Consider the following 24,415-nt stretch of genomic DNA (forward strand, 5'->3'; position numbering starts at 1 on the left):
TACACAAATAAACTGTACGCTTGAGTTGGTCTCTCTGACAGCATACTCTTCTCAGCCAAGAAGGAAAATGACTGCAAGTATAGCATAGAATGGCAACAAAAAAAGGTTCGTAGCATCATTCTTCCACTGCGAACCCTTTTCGTTCTGATGTTACCTGCCAAAGAAGTATTCCCTCAATTTTGCTGAGCCACGCTGGCCCGCTCATGCCCCCCGTGCCGCCAAGCCCTCTCGCTCGTGCTCAGGTCCGATCAAAGACCGCTCTCACACAACAGGAGACGCACACCACTCATGAAGAAACAACATGGGAAACAAGCCGTACGATCATTAGTACTGCTCCGCTCCACCTGTTACCAGGCGTCCACGCGCAGCCTATCCACCAGGTCTTCTTCCTGGGATCTTGACTCTTCAAAAGAGAGTGGGAAAAGTTATCTTCGGGTCGGCTTCGCGCTTAGATGCTTTCAGCGCTTATCCCTTCTTGACGTAGCTACCCAGCTCTGGAGGAGGCCCCCCAACTGGCGCACTAGCGGTCAAGCCATCTCGGTCCTCTCGTACTGAAGATGACTCCCCTCACTTTTCCGACGCCCACGACGGATAGAGACCGAACTGTCTCGCGACGTTCTGAACCCAGCTCGCGTGCCGCTTTCATGGGCGAACAGCCCAACCCTTGGGACCTACTCCAGCCCCAGGATGCGACGAGCCGACATCGAGGTGCCAAACCTTGCCGTCGATGTGAACTCTTGGGCAAGATAAGCCTGTTATCCCCGGGGTAGCTTTTATCCGTTGAGCCACACTCCTTCCACACGGGAATGTGGGATCACTAAGCCCGACTTTCGTCCCTGCTCGGCGTGTCAGCCTCACAGTCAAGCTCCCTTGTGCCTTTACACTCTACAGAGGGTGATGTCCATCCACCCTGAGGGAACCTTTGGGCGCCTCCGTTACTCTTTGGGAGGCGACCGCCCCAGTCAAACTACCCATCTGGCCCTGTTCACGTCCCGGTTCACGGTGACGTGTGAGACACAAACCATGGTGAGAGTGGTATTTCACTAGTGCCTCCCTCACCCCCACAAGGATGAGTTCTCCGGCTCCCACCTATGCTACGCACACCATACTTCGTTTCCAGGCCAAACTGTAGTAAAGCTCCACGGGGTCTTTTTGTCCTGTCGTGGGTAACCCGTATCTTCACGGGTACTTCAATTTCGCCGAGTCCTCTGTCGAGACAGCGCTCAAGTCGTTACTCCTTTCGTGCGGGTCGGAACTTACCCGACAAGGAATTTCGCTACCTTAGGACCGTTATAGTTACGGCCGCCGTTCACCGGGGCTTAGATTCGTGGCTACGCACACCACTCCTCGTAACCTTCCGGCACTGGGCAGGAGTCAGCCCCTATACTTCCGCTTTCGCGTTCGCAGAGACCTGTGTTTTTGGTAAACAGTCGCTTGAGCCGATTTCTTGCAACCTTCTCACCATGTGTGCAAGCACACACAGCTACGCAGGCACCCCTTCTTCCAAAGGTACGGGGTTAATTTGCCGAGTTCCTTAACAGAGGGTCGCTCGATCACCTGGGGAGATTTCCCCCTGCCTACCAGTGTCGGTTTGCGGTACGGGCGGAACAATTTCTGGCGAGAGGCTTTTCTTGACGGCCTGGGGACCAATGACTTCCGCACCCTCGCGGGCGCTCGGCCTCAGTGTTACGCATACTGTGTCCGGGATTTTCCTCGGTCACGCGCTTCAACAGAGGCACCGATCCTGTCCATTCGATCGGCTCACCTTCCCTACCGCGTCCCCCCATTGCTCATAACGAAACGTTCCGGTGCAGGATTCTCTGACCTGCTTTCCATCGCCTACGGCATGACGCCCTCGGCTTAGGGCCCGACTCACCCTGGGACGATTGACGTTGCCCAGGAACCCTCAGGCATTCGGTGTGTCTGGTTCTCGCAGACATTGCGCTACTCATTCCGGCATTCTCACTTCTCTTACCTCCACCAGTCCTTGCGGTCTGGCTTCTCAGGCGTCGAGAACGCTCCCCTACCAATACAGTTATGCACTGCATTCCACGGCTTCGGTACGATGCTTAAGCCTCGATACGTTGTCGGTGCCATTGCACTCGACCAGTGAGCTATTACGCACTCTTTAAATGATGGCTGCTTCTAAGCCAACATCCTGGCTGTTTGGGCGCATTGACCCCCTTTGACACTGAGCATCGATTTGGAGACCTTAGCCGATGGTCTGGGCTGTTTCCCTTTTGACGACGAAGCTTAGCCCCCGCCGTCTCACTCACCTGGATCCTGTCCTGGCATTCGGAGTTTAAGTAGGGTTGGTAACCCGCACAGGGCCCCTAGCCTATCTAGTGCTCTACCTCCAGGATAGTCGTTTCAGGTGGCTGTACCTCAATACATTTCGGGGAGAACCAGCTATCTCCGTGTTCGATTAGCATTTCACCCCTACCCACAAGTCATCCCCCAGTTTTGCAACACTGGTGGGTTCGAGCCTCGACGGACTGTTACATCCGCTTCACTCTGCTCATGGGTAGCTCACACGGTTTCGGGTCGCATCGCCGCTACACAGTACGCCTGTTTGAGACTCGGTTGCCCTCTGGCTCCCCAGCTTTAGCGCTGGTTAACCTGCAACGTGCGATGCACTCGCCGGATCATTCTACAAAAGGCACGCCATCAGCCCTTGGTGCCGCAACGGCACAGTGGCCTCTGACTGCTTGTGAGTACGTGGTTTCAGGGACTCTTTCATCCCCCTCTCGGGGTACTTTTCACCTTTCCCTCACGGTACTTGTTCGCTATCGGTCGCTGAAGTTCTTTAGCCTTGGAGGGTGGTCCCCCCAGCTTCCCACAAGATTGCACGTGTCTCGTGGTACTCAGGATACTTCTCACAGTCGTTCTCTCGTCCTCTACGGGACTCTCACCCCCTCTGGTGGCACGTTCCAATGCCTTCGAGTAAGAAAACGTCTGCTGATAGAAGTCCTACAACCCCGCCTATTCACGAGGAATAGATGGTTTGGGCTCTTCCCGGTTCGCTCGCCACTACTACGGGAATCTCGGTTGATTTCTCTTACGCAGGCTACTGAGATGTTTCAGTTCACCCACGATCCTCCATATCGCCTATGTGTTCAGCGATAGGTCTCCAGACATCACTCTGGAGGGGTTGCCCCATTCGGAATCTCAGGGCTCATCGCTTGGATGCAGCTCCCCCTGAACGTTTCGCCGGTCTCCGCGTCCTTCATCGGTCTTCAGCGCCAAGGCATCCACCTCGTACTCTGTTTCGCTTGTTCTGCCTTGTCTGCTTCTTCTTGTTGGTCTGTTACCCTTGTTGTATGGGATCTCGGTCTTCTTTCTTCACTGTCACGAGCTGAACATGACTTCCGTCACGGTTGAACACTTGCATGCCAACGTGCTCGCTCAGCAAAATTGAAGGAATACTTCTTTGGTTGTTCAGGTACTATGCGGGTCTCGGTACTGGTCAAAACCAGCGGCCGAACCGCTGAAGAGTGGAAGCAGGGGACAACGGACAGGTCGTTCCTGTTCGACCTGAGAGTGCAGTGCTACAGTGAGCACTGATGACTCCCTAGAAAGGAGGTGATCCAGCCGCACCTTCCGGTACAGCTACCTTGTTACGACTTCACCCCAATCACCAACCCCACCCTCGACGCCTGCCTCTCCGAAGAGTTAGCCTGGCGGCTTCAGGTGTTGCCGACTTTCGTGGTGTGACGGGCGGTGTGTACAAGACCCGGGAACGTATTCACCGTAGTGTGCTGACCTACGGTTACTAGCAACTCCACCTTCATGCAGGCGAGTTTCAGCCTGCAATCTGAACTGAGACCAGGTTTTTGAGCTTGGCTCCCCCTCGCGGGTTGGCATCCCTTTGTTGCTGGCCATTGTAGCGTGTGTGTCGCCCAAGTCGTAAGGGCCGTGCTGACTTGACGTCATCCCCGCCTTCCTCCCGTGAGGGCAGTTCCGCCTAGAAGTTGTAATAGGCAGTAGGGGTTGCGCTCGTTGCGGGACTTAACCCAACATCTCACGACACGAGCTGACGACAGCCATGCAGCACCTGTGCAAACGCCCCGAAGGGACAGCGCATTACCGCTGGTGCATCTGCATGTCAAGACTTGGTAAGGTTCTTCGCGTTGCATCGAATTAAACCACACGCTCCGCTGCTTGTGCGGGTCCCCGTCAATTCCTTTGAGTTTTAATCTTGCGACCGTACTCCCCAGGCGGACCACTTACTGCGTTTGCGACGGCACGGAAGGGGTCGATACCTCCCACACCTAGTGGTCATCGTTTACGGCTAGGACTACCAGGGTATCTAATCCTGTTCGCTCCCCTAGCTTTCGCACCTGAGCGTCAGATGCTTCCCAGGACACTGCCTTCGCCATTGGTGTTCCTCCGGATCTCTACGCATTTCACCACTCCACCCGGAATTCCGTGTCCCTCTGAAGCCCTCAAGTCTCGCCGTTTCCGAAGACCTTTCCCAGTTGAGCCGGGAACTGTCACTCCGGACGTACGAAACCGCCTGCGTGCGCTTTACGCCCAATAACTCCGGACAACGCTTGCCCCCTACGTATTACCGCGGCTGCTGGCACGTAGTTAGCCGGGGCTTATTCCTTGGGTACCGTCCTTACTCGTCCCCAAGAAAAGCAGTTTACACTCCGAAAAGCGTCCTCCTGCACGCGGCGTTGCTCGTTCAGGGTTGCCCCCATTGACGAAAATTCCTCACTGCTGCCCCCCGTAGGAGTCTGGGCCGTTCTCAATCCCAGTGTGGCTGACCATCCTCTCAGACCAGCTACCGATCGTGGCCTTGGTGAGCTCTTACCTCACCAACAAGCTAATCGGCCACAGGCCCATCCCAAGGCGCCCTTGCGAGCTTTGTTCCCAGAGGAACATATGCGGTATTGTCGGCGATTTCTCGCCGGTATTCCTCACCTCGGGGCAGGTACCCATGTGTTACTCACCCGTCCGCCACTCCCTCTCTTGCGAGAGGGCGTTCGACTTGCATGTGTTAGGCACGCCGCCAGCGTTTATCCTGAGCCAGGATCAAACTCGCCATTCAAGTTGTGAATGTATCTTCCACACCACTGCTACACAGCGATGTAGTAAGCATTGTAAGTTTGCGTCCAGGCTAGAAGCACGTTGTCGTTACTTCAAATTGCTTGTTCGCAGAATTGACAGGAACGGTGTTCTCCGTAAGCAAGACAAGCTTACTCAACGAAGTTCCGTTGTACTTCTGCATTCCACTCTTCAGTTGTTCAGGGTGCTCTGGTTCGTTCTTCTTTTGCTTGTTGAACCGCAACCCGGCAAACCCGTGGGCTTGCGCTTGTGTTCTTGGTGTCGCTCCGGCGTTCGCGGTGTTCGTGCTCGCCGTTGACTGTGTCAGTATCGCATATGCTTTGCGCTTTGTCAAGTACTTTTCTGACCTCTTTTTGAGGCCCCTGAAAACTCGTTTACAGTCGCGCAAAACCCAGTCGGCTCCCCCAGCTCGTCCCCAGATGGAGACAGCACAAAACCACGTCCATTCATCATGTGAAGGAACGTGTGATGCAGCGGGGAAAAGTACCCGTGGCGAGCCACCTTAGCGTGGCACCTGGGCATCTGTTCACCTGCGCTTCAAAAGCGAGGTACAGACGCCGGGTAAATCGGACAGGAGCACCGATCAGGTTGGTGATTGTCGCTGTTTACCGTGTATTGGAGCGAAGTGCATTATCCCACAGCCACTCGACACTGTCAAGCTGTGCAAATATACCCACCCATATGGGTAATGCCCCAACCCAGTAGCTGCGTACGCAAGTAGCGGGCTACTGGATTGGGGGGCGTTAGTCCATGCAAGCATAGACCCTACATGGGGTTTGTACGCGTGCCATCAGTGCATACCACTGTTTTCAAAAAGAGATAGCTTGTTCCTCTTTCACGGTGGCAAACCAGTCATTGAGCAGTGAGTTATGGTGAGCAATAATTTGAGGGGCTGTAAGTTCACCTCTTTGCCAGGTGCTATGGCCGTCTTTGACCAGCGTGACATCATAATCCCGGCTACAAGCCTCCCGGCAGATTGTGTCAACACACAGTTCCGTTTGAATGCCAGCGATAACGAGCTTTTGGATCTGGTGGCTGGCTAGATACTCATCAAGTGAGGTTTGATAAAAAGAGGAGGACATATGCTTCTGGATAATGGCGTCTTGTGGGTCCGGTGCAAGAGCGGGATAAATCTGCCAGCCTGCGCTCCCCACTTCCATAGGGTGTCCCTGGCGCTGACTACCATGCTGGATGTAGATAATGGGTATCTGGGCTGAGCGCGCCTTTTCGCGGAGGCGAGCAATTGTTGCCAGCAATTGTTCACCCTGATACACCGGGTTCTCAGGCGAGAACATGTTGACCTGGACATCAACAATGATAAGTGCAGTTTCTGTATTTTCCATAAAGCATCCTTCCATGGATATTTAAAGCATACATACCATAATTTCAAAAATACGACAACGTTAGACTTACCGTTCGCTTAAATTTTAGGTCGATATTACGAATCATCAGCTAACCCAAGGTAGACAGCAGGAGAGAAGCCAAAAAGAGCCAAAATTCGTTGCTGAAGAGGAGAAAGAGGTGTGACATGCCGCTGTGCGAAACCAGGAGCAGAAACGACCGTCAAGGTCACTTCGCGAAAAGCTTCCAGCAAGCGTTCAGCGGTGGGTTGAGCCGTCCTCCGTTTAGGGTTGCCAGCAAAGAGGCCAGCCAGTTCCTCTTTCTGCTTACCCAGGCGTTGGCGCACCACACCTTCCAGCAAGGTCAGAACGTGCAAGGCCAGGGTAAGCAAGCGGACCAGTCCGACGCGGTGATCATCGCGTTGCACATCCAGAGGAGCCAGGGACAACGGACGGCCCTTGAGACGAGCGAAGTTGCGTTCTACCAGATATTCATCGCGATAGGCTTCGACGGCCTGTTCCAGCGTCAGGTCTTCTGCCAGATGATTGGTGGCATAGACCCGCCAGCCAAGCTCGCTCATGGCCTTGGCAATGGCCATCTCGTCTCGCATACACGTCAGTGTGAAGGTGCAATCGCGACGTACGCCCGACAAACGCCCGCGATAGGCACGTACTGGACGCTCCTGGACGTGTCCTGGATCTGTCTATACACTGGCAAAATCCAAAAGCGGAAAGGGAATTTTAAGATGTCGCCTGTTCGGGTACATTTCCTTCCATAGGCCGGGGAATACGCGCCTGCTCGCGCCTGGCACTTACCCTGGACAGCAACAGATAACCACAAGCAATCAATACACCAATAACAAAACAACCTCCCCACAAAACTTGCGTTCCCAGATGTTCAAAAATAGCACCACCTAGCACCGGCGCGACAAAAGAAGCCAGTCCCCAGGCCATACCATAAACTCCTTGATATGTCCCGCGTAAACGTTGAGGGGCGAGATCAGCAACTAAAGCAGAGGTTACAGGCGATCCAAGTAATTCACCAAACGTCCAGATAATCACAGTAAAGGCATACCAGGGTAAGATGTGCCAGAAGGCAACCAGGCCAAAGCCAATACCCATGAGAAACGATGAACATGTCAAAACGAGAGCTCGTGGGAAACGCGTGACTATATGACTCACTGGTACACTGACCAGTACAATAATGATGCCATTGATCGCGATCACAAGGCCATATTGCTCACTCCCCAGACCATGCAGGCGCATGTCGAGCGGCAAAGTGACGCTATATTGAAAATACACACAGGCAAAGAGACAAGCCAGCGCCGCATAAGCAAGCAAGCGAATATCGCGCAGAGCGCTCCATAACCCGGCTTTTTCCCGAACGCCACTCACATAGTCGTGTTGCTCCTCAGGAGAGACACGCGTCTCAGGAACGCCCCAGGCAATAAGCCCCGCAAAGACAAGCGAGGTCAAAGCATCGACCACAAATAAGATTTGAAAGCTAATATTGAGCACCAGGCCTGCCAGAATGGGGGCAACAGACGCTCCTACATTGATTGCCCAGTAGATCAGGCCAAAGGCACGCACCCGCTCTTCCACAGGAACAATATCAGCTATGGCAGCTGAGGCCGCAGGTCGATAAAGTTCAATACAATAGCCAAGCGGCACGGCCAGGAAGGCAATAAGCCAGAGAGAAGTCAACCAGCTAAAAATAAAAGTCATTACAGCCGCTAGAGTCATACTCAAGACCATCGTTGCCCGGCGTCCAATACTGTCTGCAAGGAGACCGCCACTCAAGCTTGAAGCAAAGGCTCCCATTCCATAGAGCGAGACTACCAGCGCAGCCTGGCTTACAGAGAGTCCACGCACTGAGGTCAGATACAAAGCAAAAAAAGGTACGACAAATTGTCCTAAACGATTAATAAGCGTTCCCACCCACAGCATCCAGAAGGGGCGTGGTAATCTCCCCACTCCTGATTTTCGCAAATTTTGAAACATGGTTGTTTATCACCTACAACTTCAACATATACGACAAATATACCTCCACCAGAGAATACCACACCGATCCTGCCATTGACACTGACCAAAAGCTGTAAGTGTCCCTGTTCACAAGGACAGCAAGCGGCGAGGCCCAGTAAAGGGCCTCGCCACTCTCGTTCTACGCTATATTACTCTCCGTTCGCTTAAATCTAGACGCAATCTCAAGATTCTGATAAGCTGAAGGACATGAAAGAACCCTTGAGTATTGAGACAGAACGGATCGACGATATTCCGTTGCTGATCGCTCACATGCAGCAAATGGATCTGGCAGGGCTGCTGGACAAACACTTTCCTGTCCACGGCAATCGAAAAGGGCTGAGCCTGGGAGAAGTAAGTATGGTCTGGCTGAGCCATTTGCTCTCGCAAGCCGACCATCGGATGAATCGAGTACAGGCATGGGCCACGCGGCGGCTGGACACATTGCATGGCTGTGGAGTGGGAGCGCTGGACCCAAAAGATTTGACTGATGATCGGCTGGCCGATGTGCTACGCACTTTGAGTTGTGGTGTGCATTGGCAGGCATTTGAGCAAGAGCTGATGGGACAGTTGGTGCGGATCTATGATCTACAAGCCCAACGCGTGCGCATCGATACGACAACTGCTAGTAGTTATGCAGAAGTGGACGAGCAAGGGCTGTTGCAGTTGGGTCATAGCAAGGATCATCGCCCAGATCTGCCCCAACTCAAAGTGGTGCTAGCGAGTCTGGACCCGTTGGGGATGCCTCTCGCCACGGAAGTGCTTTCTGGCGAGCATGCCGAAGATCCGGTGTATCTGCCCATCATTGCACGCGTGCGCAAAGGACTTCAACAGAGTGGTTTGCTCTATGTAGGGGATTGAAAAATGGCAGCGCAGCAGACGCGCGCTACCATCCAGGCGCAAGGAGATTACTATCTGTGCCCCCTTTCGGCTGTGCAAATGCCCCCTGCCCAACTGCAGCAGGAAGTCGCCGCCCAGCGCGAGCAAGGCGCACGTTTGGTGCAAGTTAAGCGCACTGATGAGGAAGGAAAGACCACCTGCATTGCTCAAGGCTATGAGAGCGAAGAGCGGTTTCGAGTCCAGCTCGATGGGCAAACCCAAACCTGGACAGAACGCCGTTTGTTGATCCAATCGGTCGCAGCTACACAGGCTGCTCAAGCCAGCTTGCAGAGCCGTGTGCAGCAAGCACAGCAGGTAATAGACGAGTTAATGGTCCGGCGACAGGGCAAACCGCGCCTGCAGACGCGCTCCGCCGTGGAAGAAGCCATCAACGAGATCCTCACGCGCTTTCGCTGCGAGGGTTTGTTGCGGGTACAGATCCAAGAGTACACGCAAGAGCATCCAGTGCGGGCGTATCCCGGACGATTGACGGGCGTGCGCCGAACGGTGACCTTTACAGTCGCGTGTTCACGCGAAGAGGAGGCCATTGCTCAAGCCATGGGCCAATTGGGGTGGCGTGCATATGCCACGAATCATCCAACCGAACATCTCACGTTGGAGCAGGCGGTCGAAGCCTACCGTGATGAATATCTGGTAGAGCGGAACTTTTCCCGTCTCAAAGGCCATCCGCTGTCTCTCGCTCCTCTGGATGTGCAACGCGATGATCACCGGGTAGGATTGGTGCGCTTGCTCACTCTTGCCTTGCGCATCCTGACCTTGTTGGAAGGAGTGGTCCGGCAACGTCTGCGTGAGCAGCAGGAGAAGCTTGCTGGTCTGTTTGCTGGCAATCCGAAACGCAACACCTGTCAGCCAACGGCAGAACGCTTGCTGGAAGCCTTCCGCGAAGTCACCTTGACCATCGTTCGTACTCTTCATTTTGCTCAACGGCATGTGACGTCTCTTTCATCTCTTCAGCAGCAGATTTTGACCCTCCTGGGCTTTTCTCCTGCTCTCTATCTCCAACTCGCAGATGATTCGCGAAAGTTTGCTTAACTTGAAGCCAACAGTGAGAAAGAATGGGCGGAGAGAGAATGACAAAGAGGAGGCTCAATGATGTCTGGCGCCTCCCTCCTCCGTTCATTGTTTCCTGTCTCTATTTCTTCGTAGTGCTCTTCTCTGCCTTTCTCGATAGAAGGTATGGACAGAAGATACCTTTCTGCCCACCTTCGGCTCCAGTAGATGATTCTTACAATCCGCCCGAAATTTAAGCGAACGGTGAGGTTAGATGAAGTACATATGCTAATAGCATTGTAACCTTGCAAACATATGCTATCAGCATGCATTTGCTCTTTTCACTCAGAAAGAATCTCGTGTATCATTTTGTTCAGTGCATTCTGGAGAAGGAAAAAGAAAAACATGAGAATTCTTATTTTGGGCGGGACTGGTTTTCTGGGTCGTCATCTTGTCCAGGCAGCGTTAGAGCGCCAGCATACAGTAACACTCTTTAATCGTGGACTCTCGCATCCCGAACTGTTTCCGCAGGTGGAGCAGATCCATGGCGACCGAGAGAGAGATCTCCAGTTGCTCCATGGGCGCATCTGGGATGCAGTGATTGATTCCAATGGACAAATTCCGCGCCAAGTACACGAAAGTGCTAGCTTACTAGCAGAGAGCACTAGCCACTATACCTTTATCTCTACTACTTCGGTCTACGCAGACTTTACTGTCGCACCAATCGATGAGCTCTCACCACTCTCAAAACTCGAAGACACCGCCATTGAGACCCAAACACGGGAGACTTATGGAGCACGTAAAGCACTCTGTGAGCACCACGCAGAGCAGGCGCTACCCAACCGCGTGCTGGTTATTCGCCCAGGCCTCATCGTTGGGCCACATGACCCCACTGATCGCTTTACCTACTGGCCTCATCGTATCGCTCAAGGTGGCCAGGTTTTAGCACCCGGTAATCCAGAGCAGCCAGTTCAGTTTATCGATGTGCGTGACCTGGCGGCGTGGTGCATTGCTATGGCCGAAGCGCGCCGAACTGGTGTTTATAATGCAAAAGGACCTGGTAGTCCATTAACGATGCGTCAACTCTTGGAATGTTGCCGCCAGGTGAGTGGCGGCAACGCACAGTTTGAGTGGGTAGATGAGCGGTTTCTCCTGGAGCAAGAGGTCATGCCCTATCTTCAATTACCCCTCTGGGTACCCAGTGAGATGGTCGGCTTTGCACGGGTTGATTGTAGTAAGGCAATTGCTGCGGGTCTGCACTTTCGTCCGCTTACCGAGACAATCCAGGATACTCTCGATTGGGACGCTACACGCCCAGCGAACAATGTATTGCATGCCGGCCTCGCACCTGAACATGAGCAACAGCTTTTACGCGCCTGGCACTTGAAATTGAAGAAACAGTGAGTTAAGGAGCGACTGAGGGGTCGGGTTCGTATTTGACCGTGGCCTCGCCGGTCAGGACCCTGGCTCCATCCTGGTTGATGCAATCGGTTTGGAGGAAGACCAGGCCTTTGTCGACCCGGACTTTAGTGACCTCGACGCTCACGGTTATAGTATCGCCGATGTAGACGGGGGCGGAGAACTTCAGGGTTTGCCCCAGGTAGATGCTGCCTGGTCCCGGCAGTTCGGTGCCGATAAGCGCGGAGATCATGGAGCCAGTAAGGAAGCCGTGCGCGATGCGGCGACCAAAGCGCGATTGGGCGGCATAGGCCTCGTCTAAGTGAACGGGATTCGTGTCGCCGCTCACCTCGGCGAAGCGCACAATGTCCTGGTCAGTAATGGTGCGGGTGCGGGTGACCCTGGCTCCGACGGGTGGCAGATTGGGTTCAAGCTCTGCGGTCATGTACAGGTCTCCTTATGAAAATAAGCTAGTACGGTTCGGTTGCGCCTTTTATTTCGGAGTGTCTTTGTGAGCTGGCTGGGACAGGCCTTGCTCGATAAAGCTCATGAGAGTTTCGAATACTTCGGGGGGCAGGTCGTGGATCTGGGCAGACTCCTCCTGGCTATCCGCAGGCCAGATGAGATAGCGCAAGGCGACGAAATGACCTATTCCCATCAGGGCATATGCCAGGGGTTCGGGTTCCATGTCTCTTACCGTTCCCTCAGACATAGCCGAGCGCAGGCCGCGAATGTAACCCTGGCTGATGCCCTGGTAATACTCCTGCGCGGCCTCGGGAGCTACACGCTCCGCCTCCTGGACGATGCGATAGAGACCCCGGTGCGAGGCGACAAAGCTAAAGAAGGACTTAAAACCACGCCTCTCCGTCTCCAGGCGGTCTGCGGAGCCAGCCGTGGCCTGGCGCAGCGCTCCGCGCAGTTGCTGGCTAAGGTCGCGCACCAGTTCGGCGAAGATGTCACGTTTGGTTGGGAAATAAATATAGAACGTGCCCTGCGCCACCTTCGCACGCCGCGTGATCTCTGAGACACTGGCCTCGTAGTAACCTATCTCGCCAAAGACTTCTTCGGCGACATCCAGGATACGGCGGCGCGTGGCCTCGCCCCTGGCAGTGAGTGGGGCGTTCCCTTTGGCCTGCTTCTCCGCGCCTTCCTCTGGTTGCGAGGTCGCTGAGGTGTGTTCTTGCATCTATCCAACTCCCCTTTATGATCTAGAACTCGTTACTGTCAATAATCGCATATTCATTCTCAGCTGTCTATTCTCTATTTTCCCGCTCAGAACTTTCCCATTCTCCTCTGGCGCCTACCTCGGCCCGCTGCGCGAGCCTTCGGGGTAAGGTGTGGGTGGAAAACGGCTTTGCCGTTTTCCACCCACACCTTACCCTTGAGCGCCGCAGGCGCGAAAGCTTCTCTGAGGAAGGCCTCTCATGTCGCCTGGAATAGAAAACTCTGTTTTCCAGCTTGACTTTCTAGGAGATGGTTGAGTACCATATATGAAAGGTGACTCAACTGTCATATTATAACACAAGGGGGTAATGGCGTGAGCCTGGAACAGAATGCGTCACAGGAGCAGAGCGGCTTCAGAGCGATAGAGGGCGAGAATGGAGGGCAGGCAACGACAATTGGGCTGGTGGCGTTCGCGACCTATTTACCGGAGCAGGTACAGGATGCGGCCTATATTGCCGAACAGAGTGGGATTCCCGAGGAGGTTGTGCGCAAGAAGCTGGGGATTGAGCAGAAGCGGCGCGCGAGCTATGAAGATCAGACCTCGGTCATGGCGGTAAGGGCGGCGCAGAGGGTGCTGGAACTGGCAGCGCTTGAGCCGGGAGAGATTGACCTGGTGCTTTATTCGGGAAGCATGCACAAGGATTTCTATGTCTGGTCGGCGGCGAACCGCATTCAGCATCTGCTGGGGGCCAAAAACGCTTATGCCTTTGAGCTAGCGGCCCTCTGCACAACAAATGTCCTGGCGCTCAAGGTTGCACGCGACTTGATGCGTTCGGATACGCGGCTGCACACGGTCTTGATCTGTGGTGGGCATCGGACGGCGGACCTGATCGATTTTCGCGAGGCCTCCAGTCGCTTCCTCTTCAATCTCTCAGATGGAGGGAGCGCTATGCTGCTGAGGCGCGATTACGCGCTGAACCAGGTGCTGGACTCGGCCTTTATCACGGATGGCTCGCTGGCAGAGGATGTGATTATTCCCGCAGGCGGGACGCGGCGCCCGACCTCGCGCGAGACATTGGAGCAGGGACTGCATACCTTTCATATTCCAGATACCGAGCACTTGCGCCAGGGGCTGGACCTTATTTCAGAGCAGCGTTTTGTGCAGGTGGTAAGTGATGCTGTAGAGCGCAGTGGGTACCGGGTGGAGGATGTTGATCTGCTCGCGATCAATCATATGAAGCCCTCGATGCATCGCCGCATTCTCTCCATGCTTCATCTCAGTGAGGAGCAGTCAATCTATCTCTCAGATTATGGCCATATTGGCGCGCCCGACCAGGTTTTGGCCCTGGAACTGGCGCAACAACGCGATATGCTTCGCCCAGGGCAACTGGTCGTCCTGGCAAGCGCGGGCCTGGGCTTTACCTGGGGCGCGACGGCGTTGCGCTGGGGCTAGCCTGAGCACAGAAAGTGAGTTGTAAAGCAGCAATTTATTCTGGTTGTGTTTCAATCGATTTTCATGCATACTTGTTAGCAGAGAACGCAGAGAGGCGATGTGCAACATGACATTCATCAATGTTGGCGAATGGCTTGAGCGCCGTGAACAACTGACGCCGGACAAAGTCGGTCTGGTAGATGGCGAGACGACCTCCAAACATAGGCGACTGACATATCGTATACTCAACCAGCGCGCACGCGCCCTGGCGGCTGTGTTTCAGGAAGAATACGCTGTACAGCAGGGCGAACGCGTGGCGATCCTGGCGCAGAACGCGCCAGAATACCTGGATGCCTTTTTCGCGTGTACCCTCATCGGTGCGATCCTCGTCCCCCTGAACGTACGCCTGACAATTAACGAACTAACAACGATTCTCATAGACTGCGAGCCGCGCTTGCTGCTACATGATGCGACCTTCCAGCAGCAGTCCCAGACTATCGCGACGGTCCTGGAGCAGCAAAATTCACACGCGCCACAACTACGCGCCCTTACAAGCTTTCCCGGTGCTGATCCCCAGCTCGCAGAGCGTGCCAGGCCCTTCCAGAGCCAGGATGGCGAGGAAATAGCCCTGATTCTCTATACCTCGGGGACAACGGGTACGCCCAAGGGGGCAATGCTCTCGCACCGCATGCTGACCTGGAACGCGATCAACACGCAGATTAGCTGGGGCGTGCGCGAGAACGACATTACGCCAACCTTCGCACCCTTCTTTCACGCGGGCGGCCTGAACGTGCTAACCACGCCACTTTACCACTGCGGCGGCACGGTCGTTCTCCTGCGCAACTCAACGCCTGAAGCCATTCTAGAAACCATTGAGCGGGAGCGCTGCACGATTGTCTTTGCCGTGCCGACCGTCTTCCAGTTGATGCAACATCACAAGACCTTCGCCACAAGCGATCTCACCTCGCTCCGCTTCTGTGTCACAGGTGGCTCCTCGTGTCCACTCCCAGTAATTGAGGGCTATGCAGCACGGGACCTGGTTTTTCGCCAGGGCTATGGCCTGACAGAGGTTGGGGTCAACTGCTTTAGCCTGGCACCCGAGGATGCTCTGCGCAAGGCGGGCTCGGTAGGGCGGCCTGTTTTTCACTCACGGGCGCGCGTCGTGGATGAAGAGGGGCACGACGTTCCCACGGGGCGCGAGGGCGAGCTGCTACTAGCAGGTCCCCATGTCTGCTCAGGCTATTGGCGGCGTTCCGAGGCCACGGCGGAGGCACGCTTAGATGAATGGTGGCGCACCGGAGACCTCGTACGCCAGGACGAGGATGGCTACTACTACATCGTGGGACGCAAGAAGGATATGCTTATCTCGGGCGGCGAAAACGTATATTTAGCCGAGGTCGAGCAGGTCCTGGCGAGGCATCCCGCTATCTACGAGGTCGCGGTCATTCCCCGACCAGATCCAAAATGGGGCGAGGTTGGCCTGGCCGTGATCGTACCCAGCGAGCAGGCGGAGCTTACGCCAGAAGAGATCATAGCCTACTGCGCCGACAAACTGGCACGCTATAAGATACCGCGTACATTTATGTTTACTGATGCCTTGCCACGCAACGCCATGGGCAAGGTCATGAAGGCACAGTTACGTACACAATTTGTAACGGAGGGATAACCAGATGACGACATCGCTTTTGCTGGACGGAATTAGCCAGCATACGACGCAAACCAGGCGGCTCACAATGGCATACTTGGCCACGGGACAGGGGCCAACACCCGTGGTCCTGGTGCATGGTAACTGTTCGTCCTCACTCTTCTTTCAGGACTTCATGCTGGCCCTGGCGGCCACCGGAAGCTACACGATCTACGCACCAGATATGCGCGGCTATGGCGAGAGCGAGACGCTACCCGTCGACGCCACGCGCGGGGTACGCGACTATTCCGACGATCTCGCCACCTTTGTCCAGGCGCTCAACCTGCCGCCCTTCCATCTCCTGGGCTGGTCGCTGGGCGGGAATATCATCATGCAGTACGCCATCGATTATCCAGGCACGGTGCGCACGCTCCTGCTGGAGGCCAGTGGCTCGCCATATGGCTTTGGAGGCACTAAAGACGCCGCAGGCACGCCAACCTGGCTGGATAGCTCGGGCAGCGGCGGAGGCACCGTCAACGCCGATTTCGTCAAGAGCTTGCAAAGTGGCGATCGTAGTAGCGGCCCCACTTCGCCGCGCGCCACGATGAACGCCTTCTATTTTAAGCCACCTTTCCAGGTGTCGCCCGAGCGCGAGGAGATCTATGTAAGCGCGATCCTCTCGACGAAGGTCACGCCCGGCAACTATCCCGGCGACATACTCCCCTCTGAGAACTGGCCCGGCATCGCCCCCGGCAAGCTAGGCGTCAATAACGCCCTCGCGCCCAAATACCTCAACCAGGGCACCCTGGTCGATATCGCCAGCAAGCCGCCTATCCTCTGGTTTCATGGCGCGGACGACCAGATCGTCTCCGACACCTCAATGTTTGATATTGGCTTCCTGGGGCAACTGGGTGTGATCCCTGGCTGGCCCGGCGCGCAGGTCTATCCCCCTCAGCCGATGAAGACGCAGATCCGCACGCTGCTAGAGAGCTACCAGGCCAACGGTGGCAGTTACCAGGAACACGTACTACCCGAATGCGGCCACTCGCCCCACATCGAGAAGCAAGATGAGGTACTCAAGCTCTGTACTGAGTTTATGAACGCGCATTGATGCTAAGTAGCCGCGTACGCCAGTAGCGGCCCGCTACTGGCGTACGCGGCTACTGCGGCGCCGGGTTATGCTCTCGCTTGATGGATAGTTAGTCAGTAGTAAATATCGTGAATATTGGGAAAAGCAGTCGCTTTAGTGAAGGCGACGTTCAACGAGTGATACTCTCCCTAAAGCCCTAAAACACCTCAGGATCATGCATTATGAAGAATACGATTGTTTATCTCATCGGATATGCTGGAACAGGCAAATATACCATTGCCAAAGAAATCGCCGCGCTTACAGGTGCGGTGATAGTGGATAACCAGCTAATCAATACTCCTGTCTTCAGTGTGGTCGCTGCTGATGGAAAAACTCCTTTACCAGCAGCGGTATGGCCAAAAATCGAGAGCATACGCCGTATCGTCTTGGACACAGTTGCGGAATTGGCGCAGCCGGAGGCCAGCTTTATTTTCACCAACGAGCTCTATGAGGGAAAGCTGATGGATCGTCGCTGGTATGAAGACGTAGAAATTCTGGCAACAAAACGCCAGGCGAAGCTTTTGCCAGTGATCCTGCGCTGTGAGCCAGAAGAAATATGTCGTCGCGTTACCTCCCCAGAGCGAGCAGTGCGTTTCAAGGAAAGAAGCGCTGACAATACGCGAGAGAAAATACGCACATACAGGCTATTACGCGTTGACCATCCCAACTGCCTCGAGTTAGACATCACCAATCTCTCGCCAATCCAGGCAGCGCTGACAATTATTGCGCATGTGGAAAAGAGTACGCTGTAACCTCTCCAAAGGGAGCATGAGGAGGCCACACCAAATATTTGCCAGACTCACTATTCACGACATTTATCAGTCAGGGAGGAGCGTTTGGGCAACCAGGCGGCGCCGGGGAGTCTATCACCAAGCCCTCTCTTACCAACCAAAATATCAGTAAATAGGAACATGAGAGCGATAAAACCAAGAAAGTAGAGAAGCATAATGATCCAAGAATAGGGAATTGTCGCGATGCTAGATATTGGTAAAAGAGAGAAAAATAATAGGACCAAGACTAAACACTGGAGTGAATTGATCGCTCTACTACGAAACATATCATCTATACCATCTGCCCCCGGAACGCTGGAGGAGACAATGGGGGAGGGAACAGAGGCAATACGCGTTAGCAGCAACTCCACATACAGAAGATCTATAAACATTAATCCAATCCATGGATAGATGATCTCAGGCTGCCAGGGCTTGGGAAAGAAATCGTCGCTGAGACAGGCATTCCCAGGCATATAAATTACATGAAAAACCAGGGCGATGACGCAAGTCAAGGCCAGAACTGTAAAGAGTAGCCAGAAGAAGAGAGGGGAACGATAATCGCGTAGCGTGCGACGGGGTCCAAGTTCACGTGTGGCGCGGGCCGTGTGTTGTAGATGATGGAGCACGAGCGAACCACCAATGCTTGCTCCAGCAATGCAAACCAGGAAGCAGGCATTATTTAAGAAATTCGTCATAATAAAAGGGCAAATAAGGCTCCATGCAGGGCTTACCAGCAAGATAGCATAAAGGAGGCCATAAAGTAGGAGAGCCATGCCGGCGCCAATTGAGGCCATAGACATAAAAGTGTTTAGGCTATACATATAGTCGGTCAACGCGGCTTCTGGGACGTGCCAGCGTTCCGCTTCGGGGCGCAAACCTTTGAGGATGGCATCCTTCAAGGGCTTTTTTGCTGTGGCTCGCCAATGCATTATCCAACCCATCGCGATAAGAAGTATGGCACCTCCTCCACACAACCAGACATAACTAGCGGGGAAAGAGATAAGCGCGGAAAAGTTCATGAAATCCCTCCAGATTGAACAAAAATAGGCAAAGTTTCCAGAGATATACGACGAAGACGCTCCTTAAGAGGGTTCTTTGCTTGCGGCTCCGTCGCACATTTCCTCATCGAGAGGTAAGGGATATGTTTGTGCTACTCCGGCAGGTGGGCGATGGCTTCGATTTCGAGCAGGAATTCTTCACGGGCCAGCCTGCGAACCTCGACCAGGGTCATGGCGGGCGGGCTCTGGGTATTGATGTAGCGGTCGCGTACTTCGCGGAGAGTGAGAATTTGAGACATGTCCACAACGTACATATTCAGTTTGACCACGCTGGTAAAGTCGGCTCCAACGGCAGCAAGCGCGGCCTTGAGGTTTTCAAAGACCTGCTGGGCCTGGGCATGGAAATCATTCAGGCCGACGATCTCGCCAGATGGACTGAGGGCGATCTGGCCGGAGATAAAGATGGTCCGCCCTCGCGTGACCTCGACAATCTGGGTGTAACCTGGCGTTGGCGGGAGCGTTGAGGGTTGAATGAAGCGAATGTTTGTGGGCTGGTTATCCACGGTTTTTCCTTTCTGCTAAACCAAAAGCTTCTGGAGGTATAGCTCATGCATTAGGCTACCAGAGTTGTGGGAAGCCTTTGAAAAAGCTTCCCATGCTCACTCATGAAGACGAATTGAGGGTATTGGTAGTTACATGGTGGTCCAGCCGACCACATCCGCAAAAAGTCCATCTCCATAAGTGGCAAATGGCGTTGGCGTGCCGCCGTTGGTCTTACCGAAGATGAGCTGGCCGCTAGTTCCGGGCTGGGTGCGGATCGCGAGCGCATACATATCGCCAGCGCGCGAGCCATGTGATTTCGCGGAAGTGCAGTTACTGATCGGATTTGTGCTCTGCTGGTCAGCAGTGGTGAGCCGTTGGCCTAAGCTCCCATCATCATTCAGAATCCAGATCCCATTGTGAGAAGTATCGGGTGGACCTGGATGTTGCTGAACGTTTGAGATATTGATTAACAACTGATGGTCGTTGATGGGGCAGGCTTCGACCACATTGTACTGCGTACTATGCCAGATCGTCTGTGAAGTACCGCCTGTAGCTGACATCGAAAGCACTGAACTGGGAGGCGAGCAACTATACTGATCGCAGCCATTGTAGTCAACATACAGTTTAGAGCCATCGCTCGCCATGCCTTTGAACTGACCCTTTAGAATAGTGGTGAGATCGCCCACATGTTGATTGGCGCCCCCAGTAATATCCAGCAGGTAAATGTTCAGTCTCGCATTCTCGCCTGCGTCATACATGTATATATGCGTATTATCAGCCCAGGAGCTATATCCAATTATTACCTGTCCGGCCATGGTAGAGGTAAAGACATTCTGGATCTGACCTGTAGAGGTGCTCAACACCTGGACAAGCCTGGTCTCATGCGGATTGGGGGTCGCATTATCGGATTCATCCTTCAACATGGCAATGGATTGCTGGTCAGGAGACCATTTAATGTATGGTAGATCTGTAACGCTTCTCGTAGTGCAGTAGAGTGTTTGCAGGTCTTGCCCATCTACACGGACAACCTGCACTTTGACATCCCGCATTGAGCCGCGCTGATCCGTAGTTGCGCTCTTCGAAGCTGAGGTGAAGAGTATCCATTGACCATCGTTTGAAACCTGGGCATTATCAATCCTTGCGCCTGGGACATTCACAATCACAGCCTTGCTGCCAGTGGTCACATCATAGCGCTTCAGCGCCCCCATGAGAGGTTCAGCATTTCCGCTACTAGAAGTATCCTGATTGGTTGAATAGACAATGGTAGGGTGGTCTCCCAATGTAAGTGGCTCGGTCACCATTGCGCGTGCCGTGCCGGTTGCAGGGCAACTCGTCTGTAGTACTGGTTTAGTCGTGGGCGTGGTTGTGTGATTCGGGCCAACTGTATGCGTTCTTACTACCTGGGATGAGGTAGAATTAAGCGACTGGGTAGATCCACAAGCTGACAACACGCAGACAAGACAACAGAGAAAGATAAGCCACCAACGTTTGTGAAACCTATAAATTGGCATATGCACTCCTCAAATCAGAAATAGCGATGCAGAGAAATGTACAAATATTTGCTCCTGCATCTGAACGCTATTATAGCAGAGTTTAAAAGAAAAAAGAGCAGTAGGCTTAAACCAGCCTATTCCTGACAGGTATTGACAGGTTTTAGTGCTATATTAGATAACGCAGCAAGCAAGGAAAAATCCAAGTGAGCTTGGACCCTACAGTTTTCTAGTTGCAAACTCATACAAAAAGGGATAATAGAATGTCTATGAATAGCAAGTCAGGGAGTGATATGAGCAATAAGAGCAGTGTGCGGATTGAGCCGTGGGGTGAGGGCGACCTGCCGCTGTTGAAGAAATTACTGGGTGATCCGGCAATGACTGAGCACCTCGGTGGACCTGAGAGCGATGAGCAGTTGGTCAGGCGCCAGGCCCGCTATGAGAAGCTAGTGGAGTCTGGCAAAGGGCGGATGTTTAAGGTTGTGCTTCAGGAGACGGGCGAGGCTGCCGGATCGGTCGGCTACTGGGACAGCAGCCATAATGGCGAAGAGATCTATGAGATAGGGTGGTCAGTGCTCCCTGCCTTCCAGGGCCAGGGCATTGCGAGCATGGCAACTACTCTGGCCATTGCCATGGCGAGGTCGGATGGCAAGCACCGCTTTCTGCACGCCTTTCCCTCCGTGGAAAATCCGCCATCGAACGCACTCTGCCGCAAGCTGGGCTTTACCCTAGTCGAGGAATGCGAGTTTGAGTATCCAAAGGGCCACTTTATGCGCTGTAATGACTGGCGCTTAGATCTTTTGTGAAGGAGTTTGCATGCCCATATTTATCCCGGGAGTTGAGTTGAGCCGCCGCTTCTATGAGGAGATCGTGCGGCCCTTACTCGTAGAGACTTTTCCCGAGCTGGCGTATGCCGCCGCCCTGGTTGGTCCGGGGAGCGAGGTGCTGGGTTTTGACAGCGAGATGTCTATGGATCACGATTGGGGTCCACGCCTCTTTCTCTTTGTACGCGAGAAGGATACCGGGCTGAGCGAGACCATTAGCGATATGCTGAGCCAGCGGCTGCCAGCCGCCTTTGCGGGTTTCCCGGTCGCGTTGCCGTTGGATGCCAGCGGATCGTCCCTGCGCGACCTGAAGCGCCCCCTGGCTGGCCCAATTCAGCATCGCGTCCTCACGATAACGATACGTGATTTTGGACGCATTCAGCTTGGCTATGACCTGGTGCAACCCTTGCAGACCGCGGACTGGCTAACCTTTCCAGCGCACTCCCTGGGAGAGATCGTCGCGGGAGCGGTGTATCACGATGACATTGGCGAGCTTACAGCGCTGCGCCAGCGCTTCGTCTGGTATCCTCACGATGTGTGGCTCTACCTTCTGGCCTGTGGCTGGCAGCGTATTGGGCAGGAGGAGCACCTGATGCCCCGCGCTGGATTTATGGGTGATGAGCTAGGTTCGGCACTCATCGCCTCGCGCCTCGTCCGCGATGTGATGAATCTATGCTTCTTGATGGAGAGGCAGTATGCCCCCTATGCCAAGTGGTTTGGCACGGGCTTTCAACGGCTGCGCTGTGCCGGAGAGATCTACCCTCTGCTCTGGCGGGCACAACAGGCTGCGAGTTGGCAGGAACGCATGAATGCTCTTGCGAACGCCTACGAGGTCCTGGCACGCATGCAGAACGCGCTCGGTGTAAGCAAGGTCCTGCCCGAGGTTGCCTCCAACTTCTATGATCGCCCCTTCCGGGTTATCCACGGCGAGCTATTCGCCCAGGCGCTGCGGGAAGAGATTACCGATCCCGATATGCAGCGTATCGCCGGGCGACGCTTGATAGGAAGCCTGAATCAGTGGAGCGATAGCACAGATATGGAAGGCATAGAACACGAGCGGATTCAAAGACTATATGAATAGAGGGTGCTACGGGTGTGAGAAACGTTTCCAAGGAATCATGCCAGATATTGACAACTAGAGACGTCTCTGGTAGAGTTTCGTTAGAAAGAATGTTCTTGTGTGAAACGCCAAGAGAGAGGTTCACTGACACGAAGGATGTGTTGTCGGAATGGAAGGAGGCACCAGGAGGTGAGCATGGGGCGCAAGAACAATCAGCAGTTTGTGCAGCTTCCCCATGCTCGCTTTATTGAGCAGTTGACCTACAAAGCGCACCTGGTTGGGATCAGGGTCATCCTTCAAGAAGAAAGCTACACCAGCAAGGCCAGTTTTCTGGACGACGACCCCATCCCACCCTATGAGGCGAACGCTGCTGAAAAGCCGGTGTTCTCGGGCAAGCGTGTGGCTCGCAGTTGGTATCGCGCCAGGGATGGACGCCTCATTCATGCCGACATCAACGGCAGCTACGTGCGCCGCTTCGGCGCTTATCAAATCTCTCCAAAAGGAGATGAGGTTGAGGGCAATCGACCTCAAGGACACCCAACCCACCTGGAGAGGAAACTCAAAGGGGAAAGTAGCATGTTGGGAACGAGGTTAAACGCGAAGGTATGTAGCGTGACGCACCGCAAGTCCTGTACGCATGGTGAAGCCTGCATTGGCTGAACCCAAGTTTCCAGTGGTCTAAGCGTTGGCCCATCGCAGCATACCTGACGCGATGACATCGGAATACACGTCATTTGTAGCTGGGCGTGTAACGCTCTCTCCGACGGACGACCAGTAATGAACTGGTTTAAGGAAACGAACTGGGCACCTAAACGTACTCAACGTTTGATAAGCGCAAATGCGGGATCGCCTAAAAGGTGCGAGCCTCATGGCGACGGAGTTTCCATAGTAGTGCGCCCATGTGGCACAAGAACCTCTCTCACCCGTCGGGGTGAGTCCACTGAAGCGAAGTGGATAAACCAGCAACTTACCTTCAGTCGAAAGATATGAGGGGACCGTAGCATGTTGTCAGGAAGGTCGGTGAAGTCCCAGTACCAGGGGCCAGAGGCCGATCAGGTAAGTCGTGTATGGTGAAGACTGATTGTCTGAAGCCCAGTCAAGGCGGAATTGGGGCAGCCCACAGGACACGGTACTAGCGCCTGTGTTCGACGTTGCCGGGAACGGTACTACTTCCCTGCAAAGCTTCCGTCGAAGCCTACCCGTACGGAACGGGAAAAGACGTAAAGGACACCTGGAGCACGAACTGAGATTCTTGGAGGCAACTTGGGGTTGCCCTAACCACCGCGAGGTGTATGGGTACAGAGGGACCGAAGTAGTCGCGGAAGTCACGCTCCGCCGGGGCCTGTGAGAAAGACACAGACAGGGCGAAGGGTCCCAGGAACTCGTCTCAGCGGCAGAGGTTGGCCTGGATGGGCCACACGATCTTTGCGCAACGAGGCAAAGGGTTCTGGAGAGCTACAGTGCCATGAAAGTGGCCCGCTGGGTTCGGGAAGAGACCGTTGGAAAAGGGCTGAGTCCAGGAAACCACCTGAAATATCAGGCAGGTCGGGACAGCATCAGTACCTCGCTGGCGGTCTACTTCATCTCAAACGCTTAGAGTAATATCTGAGACACGGGGAAGGGAAACAGGGAACATCGAGAACTAACTTAGGGAGGTGCGCGAG

At 54.2% G+C, this 24,415-nt stretch carries 16 protein-coding genes, 2 rRNA genes and 3 pseudogenes; 10 read left to right on the top strand and 11 right to left on the bottom strand.

The window, feature by feature from the left end:
- Window positions 1-304: 304 nt before the first annotated feature.
- The 6 genes and pseudogenes from KRAC_RS31005 to KRAC_RS31030 form a co-directional block, all read right to left on the bottom strand.
- Window positions 305-3,278 (bottom strand): 23S ribosomal RNA (locus KRAC_RS31005).
- Between the two features lie 297 nt (window positions 3,279-3,575).
- A 16S ribosomal RNA gene (locus KRAC_RS31010) occupies window positions 3,576-5,053 on the bottom strand.
- Together the 16S and 23S rRNA genes form the textbook arrangement of a ribosomal RNA operon.
- Before the next feature lie 69 nt (window positions 5,054-5,122).
- The gene (locus KRAC_RS73915) at window positions 5,123-5,404 is read right to left on the bottom strand and encodes a hypothetical protein (protein WP_040445374.1); all 282 of its coding nucleotides are present in this window, start codon (window positions 5,402-5,404) and stop codon (window positions 5,123-5,125) included.
- Between the two features lie 475 nt (window positions 5,405-5,879).
- Window positions 5,880-6,413, bottom strand: coding sequence for a cysteine hydrolase family protein (locus KRAC_RS31020; protein ID WP_007914171.1), 534 nt, complete (start codon window positions 6,411-6,413; stop codon window positions 5,880-5,882).
- Window positions 6,414-6,508: 95 nt separating this feature from the next.
- Window positions 6,509-7,102, bottom strand: a pseudogene (locus tag KRAC_RS31025) (IS1634 family transposase); the annotation flags it as partial.
- 49 nt (window positions 7,103-7,151) lie between these two features.
- Window positions 7,152-8,411, bottom strand: coding sequence for an MDR family MFS transporter (locus KRAC_RS31030; protein WP_007914172.1), 1,260 nt, complete (start codon window positions 8,409-8,411; stop codon window positions 7,152-7,154).
- A 228-nt stretch (window positions 8,412-8,639) separates the two neighbouring features.
- Between KRAC_RS31030 and KRAC_RS79800 the strand changes: the two are divergent.
- A pseudogene (locus KRAC_RS79800) lies at window positions 8,640-10,361 on the top strand (IS1634 family transposase).
- Between the two features lie 363 nt (window positions 10,362-10,724).
- Window positions 10,725-11,723 carry an NAD-dependent epimerase/dehydratase family protein gene (locus tag KRAC_RS31045; protein ID WP_007914180.1) on the top strand — a complete coding sequence of 333 codons (999 nt, stop codon included), beginning with the start codon at window positions 10,725-10,727 and terminating at the stop codon, window positions 11,721-11,723.
- A 1-nt stretch (window position 11,724) separates the two neighbouring features.
- Here the strand turns inward: KRAC_RS31045 and KRAC_RS31050 are convergent, their stop codons facing one another.
- Together KRAC_RS31050 and KRAC_RS31055 are read right to left on the bottom strand one after the other, a co-directional pair.
- Entirely contained in the window at window positions 11,725-12,162 is a 438-nt protein-coding gene (locus KRAC_RS31050) for a MaoC family dehydratase (protein ID WP_007914182.1), read from the bottom strand.
- A gap of 48 nt (window positions 12,163-12,210) precedes the next feature.
- Window positions 12,211-12,903, bottom strand: a complete 693-nt coding sequence (locus KRAC_RS31055; RefSeq protein WP_007914184.1) for a TetR/AcrR family transcriptional regulator — start codon at window positions 12,901-12,903, stop codon at window positions 12,211-12,213.
- A 351-nt stretch (window positions 12,904-13,254) separates the two neighbouring features.
- Between KRAC_RS31055 and KRAC_RS31060 the strand changes: the two genes are divergently transcribed.
- From KRAC_RS31060 to KRAC_RS31075, 4 genes are all read left to right on the top strand, one after another.
- Window positions 13,255-14,334: a 3-oxoacyl-ACP synthase gene (locus KRAC_RS31060; protein ID WP_007914186.1), complete on the top strand. Its 1,080-nt coding sequence runs from the start codon at window positions 13,255-13,257 to the stop codon at window positions 14,332-14,334.
- 106 nt (window positions 14,335-14,440) lie between these two features.
- Window positions 14,441-15,979, top strand: a complete 1,539-nt coding sequence (locus KRAC_RS31065; protein ID WP_007914188.1) for an acyl-CoA synthetase — start codon at window positions 14,441-14,443, stop codon at window positions 15,977-15,979.
- 4 nt (window positions 15,980-15,983) lie between these two features.
- Window positions 15,984-17,048 (top strand): alpha/beta hydrolase, encoded by a 1,065-nt coding sequence (locus tag KRAC_RS31070; protein WP_007914190.1) that lies wholly within the window; start codon window positions 15,984-15,986, stop codon window positions 17,046-17,048.
- 200 nt (window positions 17,049-17,248) lie between these two features.
- Window positions 17,249-17,818: a P-loop nucleotide/nucleoside kinase family protein gene (locus KRAC_RS31075; RefSeq protein ID WP_007914192.1), complete on the top strand. Its 570-nt coding sequence runs from the start codon at window positions 17,249-17,251 to the stop codon at window positions 17,816-17,818.
- 50 nt (window positions 17,819-17,868) lie between these two features.
- On the opposite strand, the gene KRAC_RS31080 is transcribed toward KRAC_RS31075, so the two are convergent.
- The 3 genes from KRAC_RS31080 to KRAC_RS31090 all read right to left on the bottom strand — a co-directional run bounded on the left by KRAC_RS31080 (window position 17,869) and on the right by KRAC_RS31090 (window position 20,888).
- Window positions 17,869-18,855, bottom strand: coding sequence for a hypothetical protein (locus tag KRAC_RS31080; protein ID WP_007914194.1), 987 nt, complete (start codon window positions 18,853-18,855; stop codon window positions 17,869-17,871).
- 131 nt (window positions 18,856-18,986) lie between these two features.
- Window positions 18,987-19,397 (bottom strand): RidA family protein, encoded by a 411-nt coding sequence (locus tag KRAC_RS31085; RefSeq protein ID WP_007914196.1) that lies wholly within the window; start codon window positions 19,395-19,397, stop codon window positions 18,987-18,989.
- A gap of 129 nt (window positions 19,398-19,526) precedes the next feature.
- Window positions 19,527-20,888 (bottom strand): TolB family protein, encoded by a 1,362-nt coding sequence (locus tag KRAC_RS31090; protein ID WP_007914198.1) that lies wholly within the window; start codon window positions 20,886-20,888, stop codon window positions 19,527-19,529.
- A gap of 242 nt (window positions 20,889-21,130) precedes the next feature.
- On the opposite strand from KRAC_RS31090, the gene KRAC_RS31095 reads away from it, so the two are divergent.
- From KRAC_RS31095 to KRAC_RS78480, 4 genes and pseudogenes are all read left to right on the top strand, one after another.
- Window positions 21,131-21,673 (top strand): GNAT family N-acetyltransferase, encoded by a 543-nt coding sequence (locus tag KRAC_RS31095; RefSeq protein ID WP_007914200.1) that lies wholly within the window; start codon window positions 21,131-21,133, stop codon window positions 21,671-21,673.
- A gap of 10 nt (window positions 21,674-21,683) precedes the next feature.
- Entirely contained in the window at window positions 21,684-22,772 is a 1,089-nt protein-coding gene (locus tag KRAC_RS31100; protein ID WP_007914202.1) for a DUF4037 domain-containing protein, read from the top strand.
- Window positions 22,773-22,934: 162 nt separating this feature from the next.
- Window positions 22,935-23,216 (top strand): annotated as a pseudogene (locus KRAC_RS79805) (zinc ribbon domain-containing protein); the annotation flags it as partial.
- Window positions 23,217-24,216: 1,000 nt separating this feature from the next.
- Window positions 24,217-24,348 (top strand): hypothetical protein, encoded by a 132-nt coding sequence (locus KRAC_RS78480; protein ID WP_007914204.1) that lies wholly within the window; start codon window positions 24,217-24,219, stop codon window positions 24,346-24,348.
- Window positions 24,349-24,415 lie beyond the last annotated feature (67 nt).

The organism is Ktedonobacter racemifer DSM 44963 (assembly GCF_000178855.1).
Lineage (GTDB): Bacteria > Chloroflexota > Ktedonobacteria > Ktedonobacterales > Ktedonobacteraceae > Ktedonobacter > Ktedonobacter racemifer.

Bases quoted from the DNA above. Each gene is read 5' to 3' on its own strand.
- KRAC_RS31095 (WP_007914200.1), top strand. From the start codon at position 21,131: ATGTCTATGAATAGCAAGTCAGGGAGTGATATGAGCAATAAGAGCAGT.
- KRAC_RS31045 (WP_007914180.1), top strand. From the start codon at position 10,725: ATGAGAATTCTTATTTTGGGCGGGACTGGTTTTCTGGGTCGTCATCTT.
- KRAC_RS31080 (WP_007914194.1), bottom strand. From the start codon at position 18,855: ATGAACTTTTCCGCGCTTATCTCTTTCCCCGCTAGTTATGTCTGGTTG.
- KRAC_RS31050 (WP_007914182.1), bottom strand. From the start codon at position 12,162: ATGACCGCAGAGCTTGAACCCAATCTGCCACCCGTCGGAGCCAGGGTC.
- KRAC_RS31100 (WP_007914202.1), top strand. From the start codon at position 21,684: ATGCCCATATTTATCCCGGGAGTTGAGTTGAGCCGCCGCTTCTATGAG.
- KRAC_RS31065 (WP_007914188.1), top strand. From the start codon at position 14,441: ATGACATTCATCAATGTTGGCGAATGGCTTGAGCGCCGTGAACAACTG.
- KRAC_RS31090 (WP_007914198.1), bottom strand. From the start codon at position 20,888: ATGCCAATTTATAGGTTTCACAAACGTTGGTGGCTTATCTTTCTCTGT.
- KRAC_RS78480 (WP_007914204.1), top strand. From the start codon at position 24,217: ATGAAAGTGGCCCGCTGGGTTCGGGAAGAGACCGTTGGAAAAGGGCTG.
- KRAC_RS31075 (WP_007914192.1), top strand. From the start codon at position 17,249: ATGAAGAATACGATTGTTTATCTCATCGGATATGCTGGAACAGGCAAA.
- KRAC_RS31055 (WP_007914184.1), bottom strand. From the start codon at position 12,903: ATGCAAGAACACACCTCAGCGACCTCGCAACCAGAGGAAGGCGCGGAG.
- KRAC_RS31070 (WP_007914190.1), top strand. From the start codon at position 15,984: ATGACGACATCGCTTTTGCTGGACGGAATTAGCCAGCATACGACGCAA.
- KRAC_RS31030 (WP_007914172.1), bottom strand. From the start codon at position 8,411: ATGTTTCAAAATTTGCGAAAATCAGGAGTGGGGAGATTACCACGCCCC.
- KRAC_RS31020 (WP_007914171.1), bottom strand. From the start codon at position 6,413: ATGGAAAATACAGAAACTGCACTTATCATTGTTGATGTCCAGGTCAAC.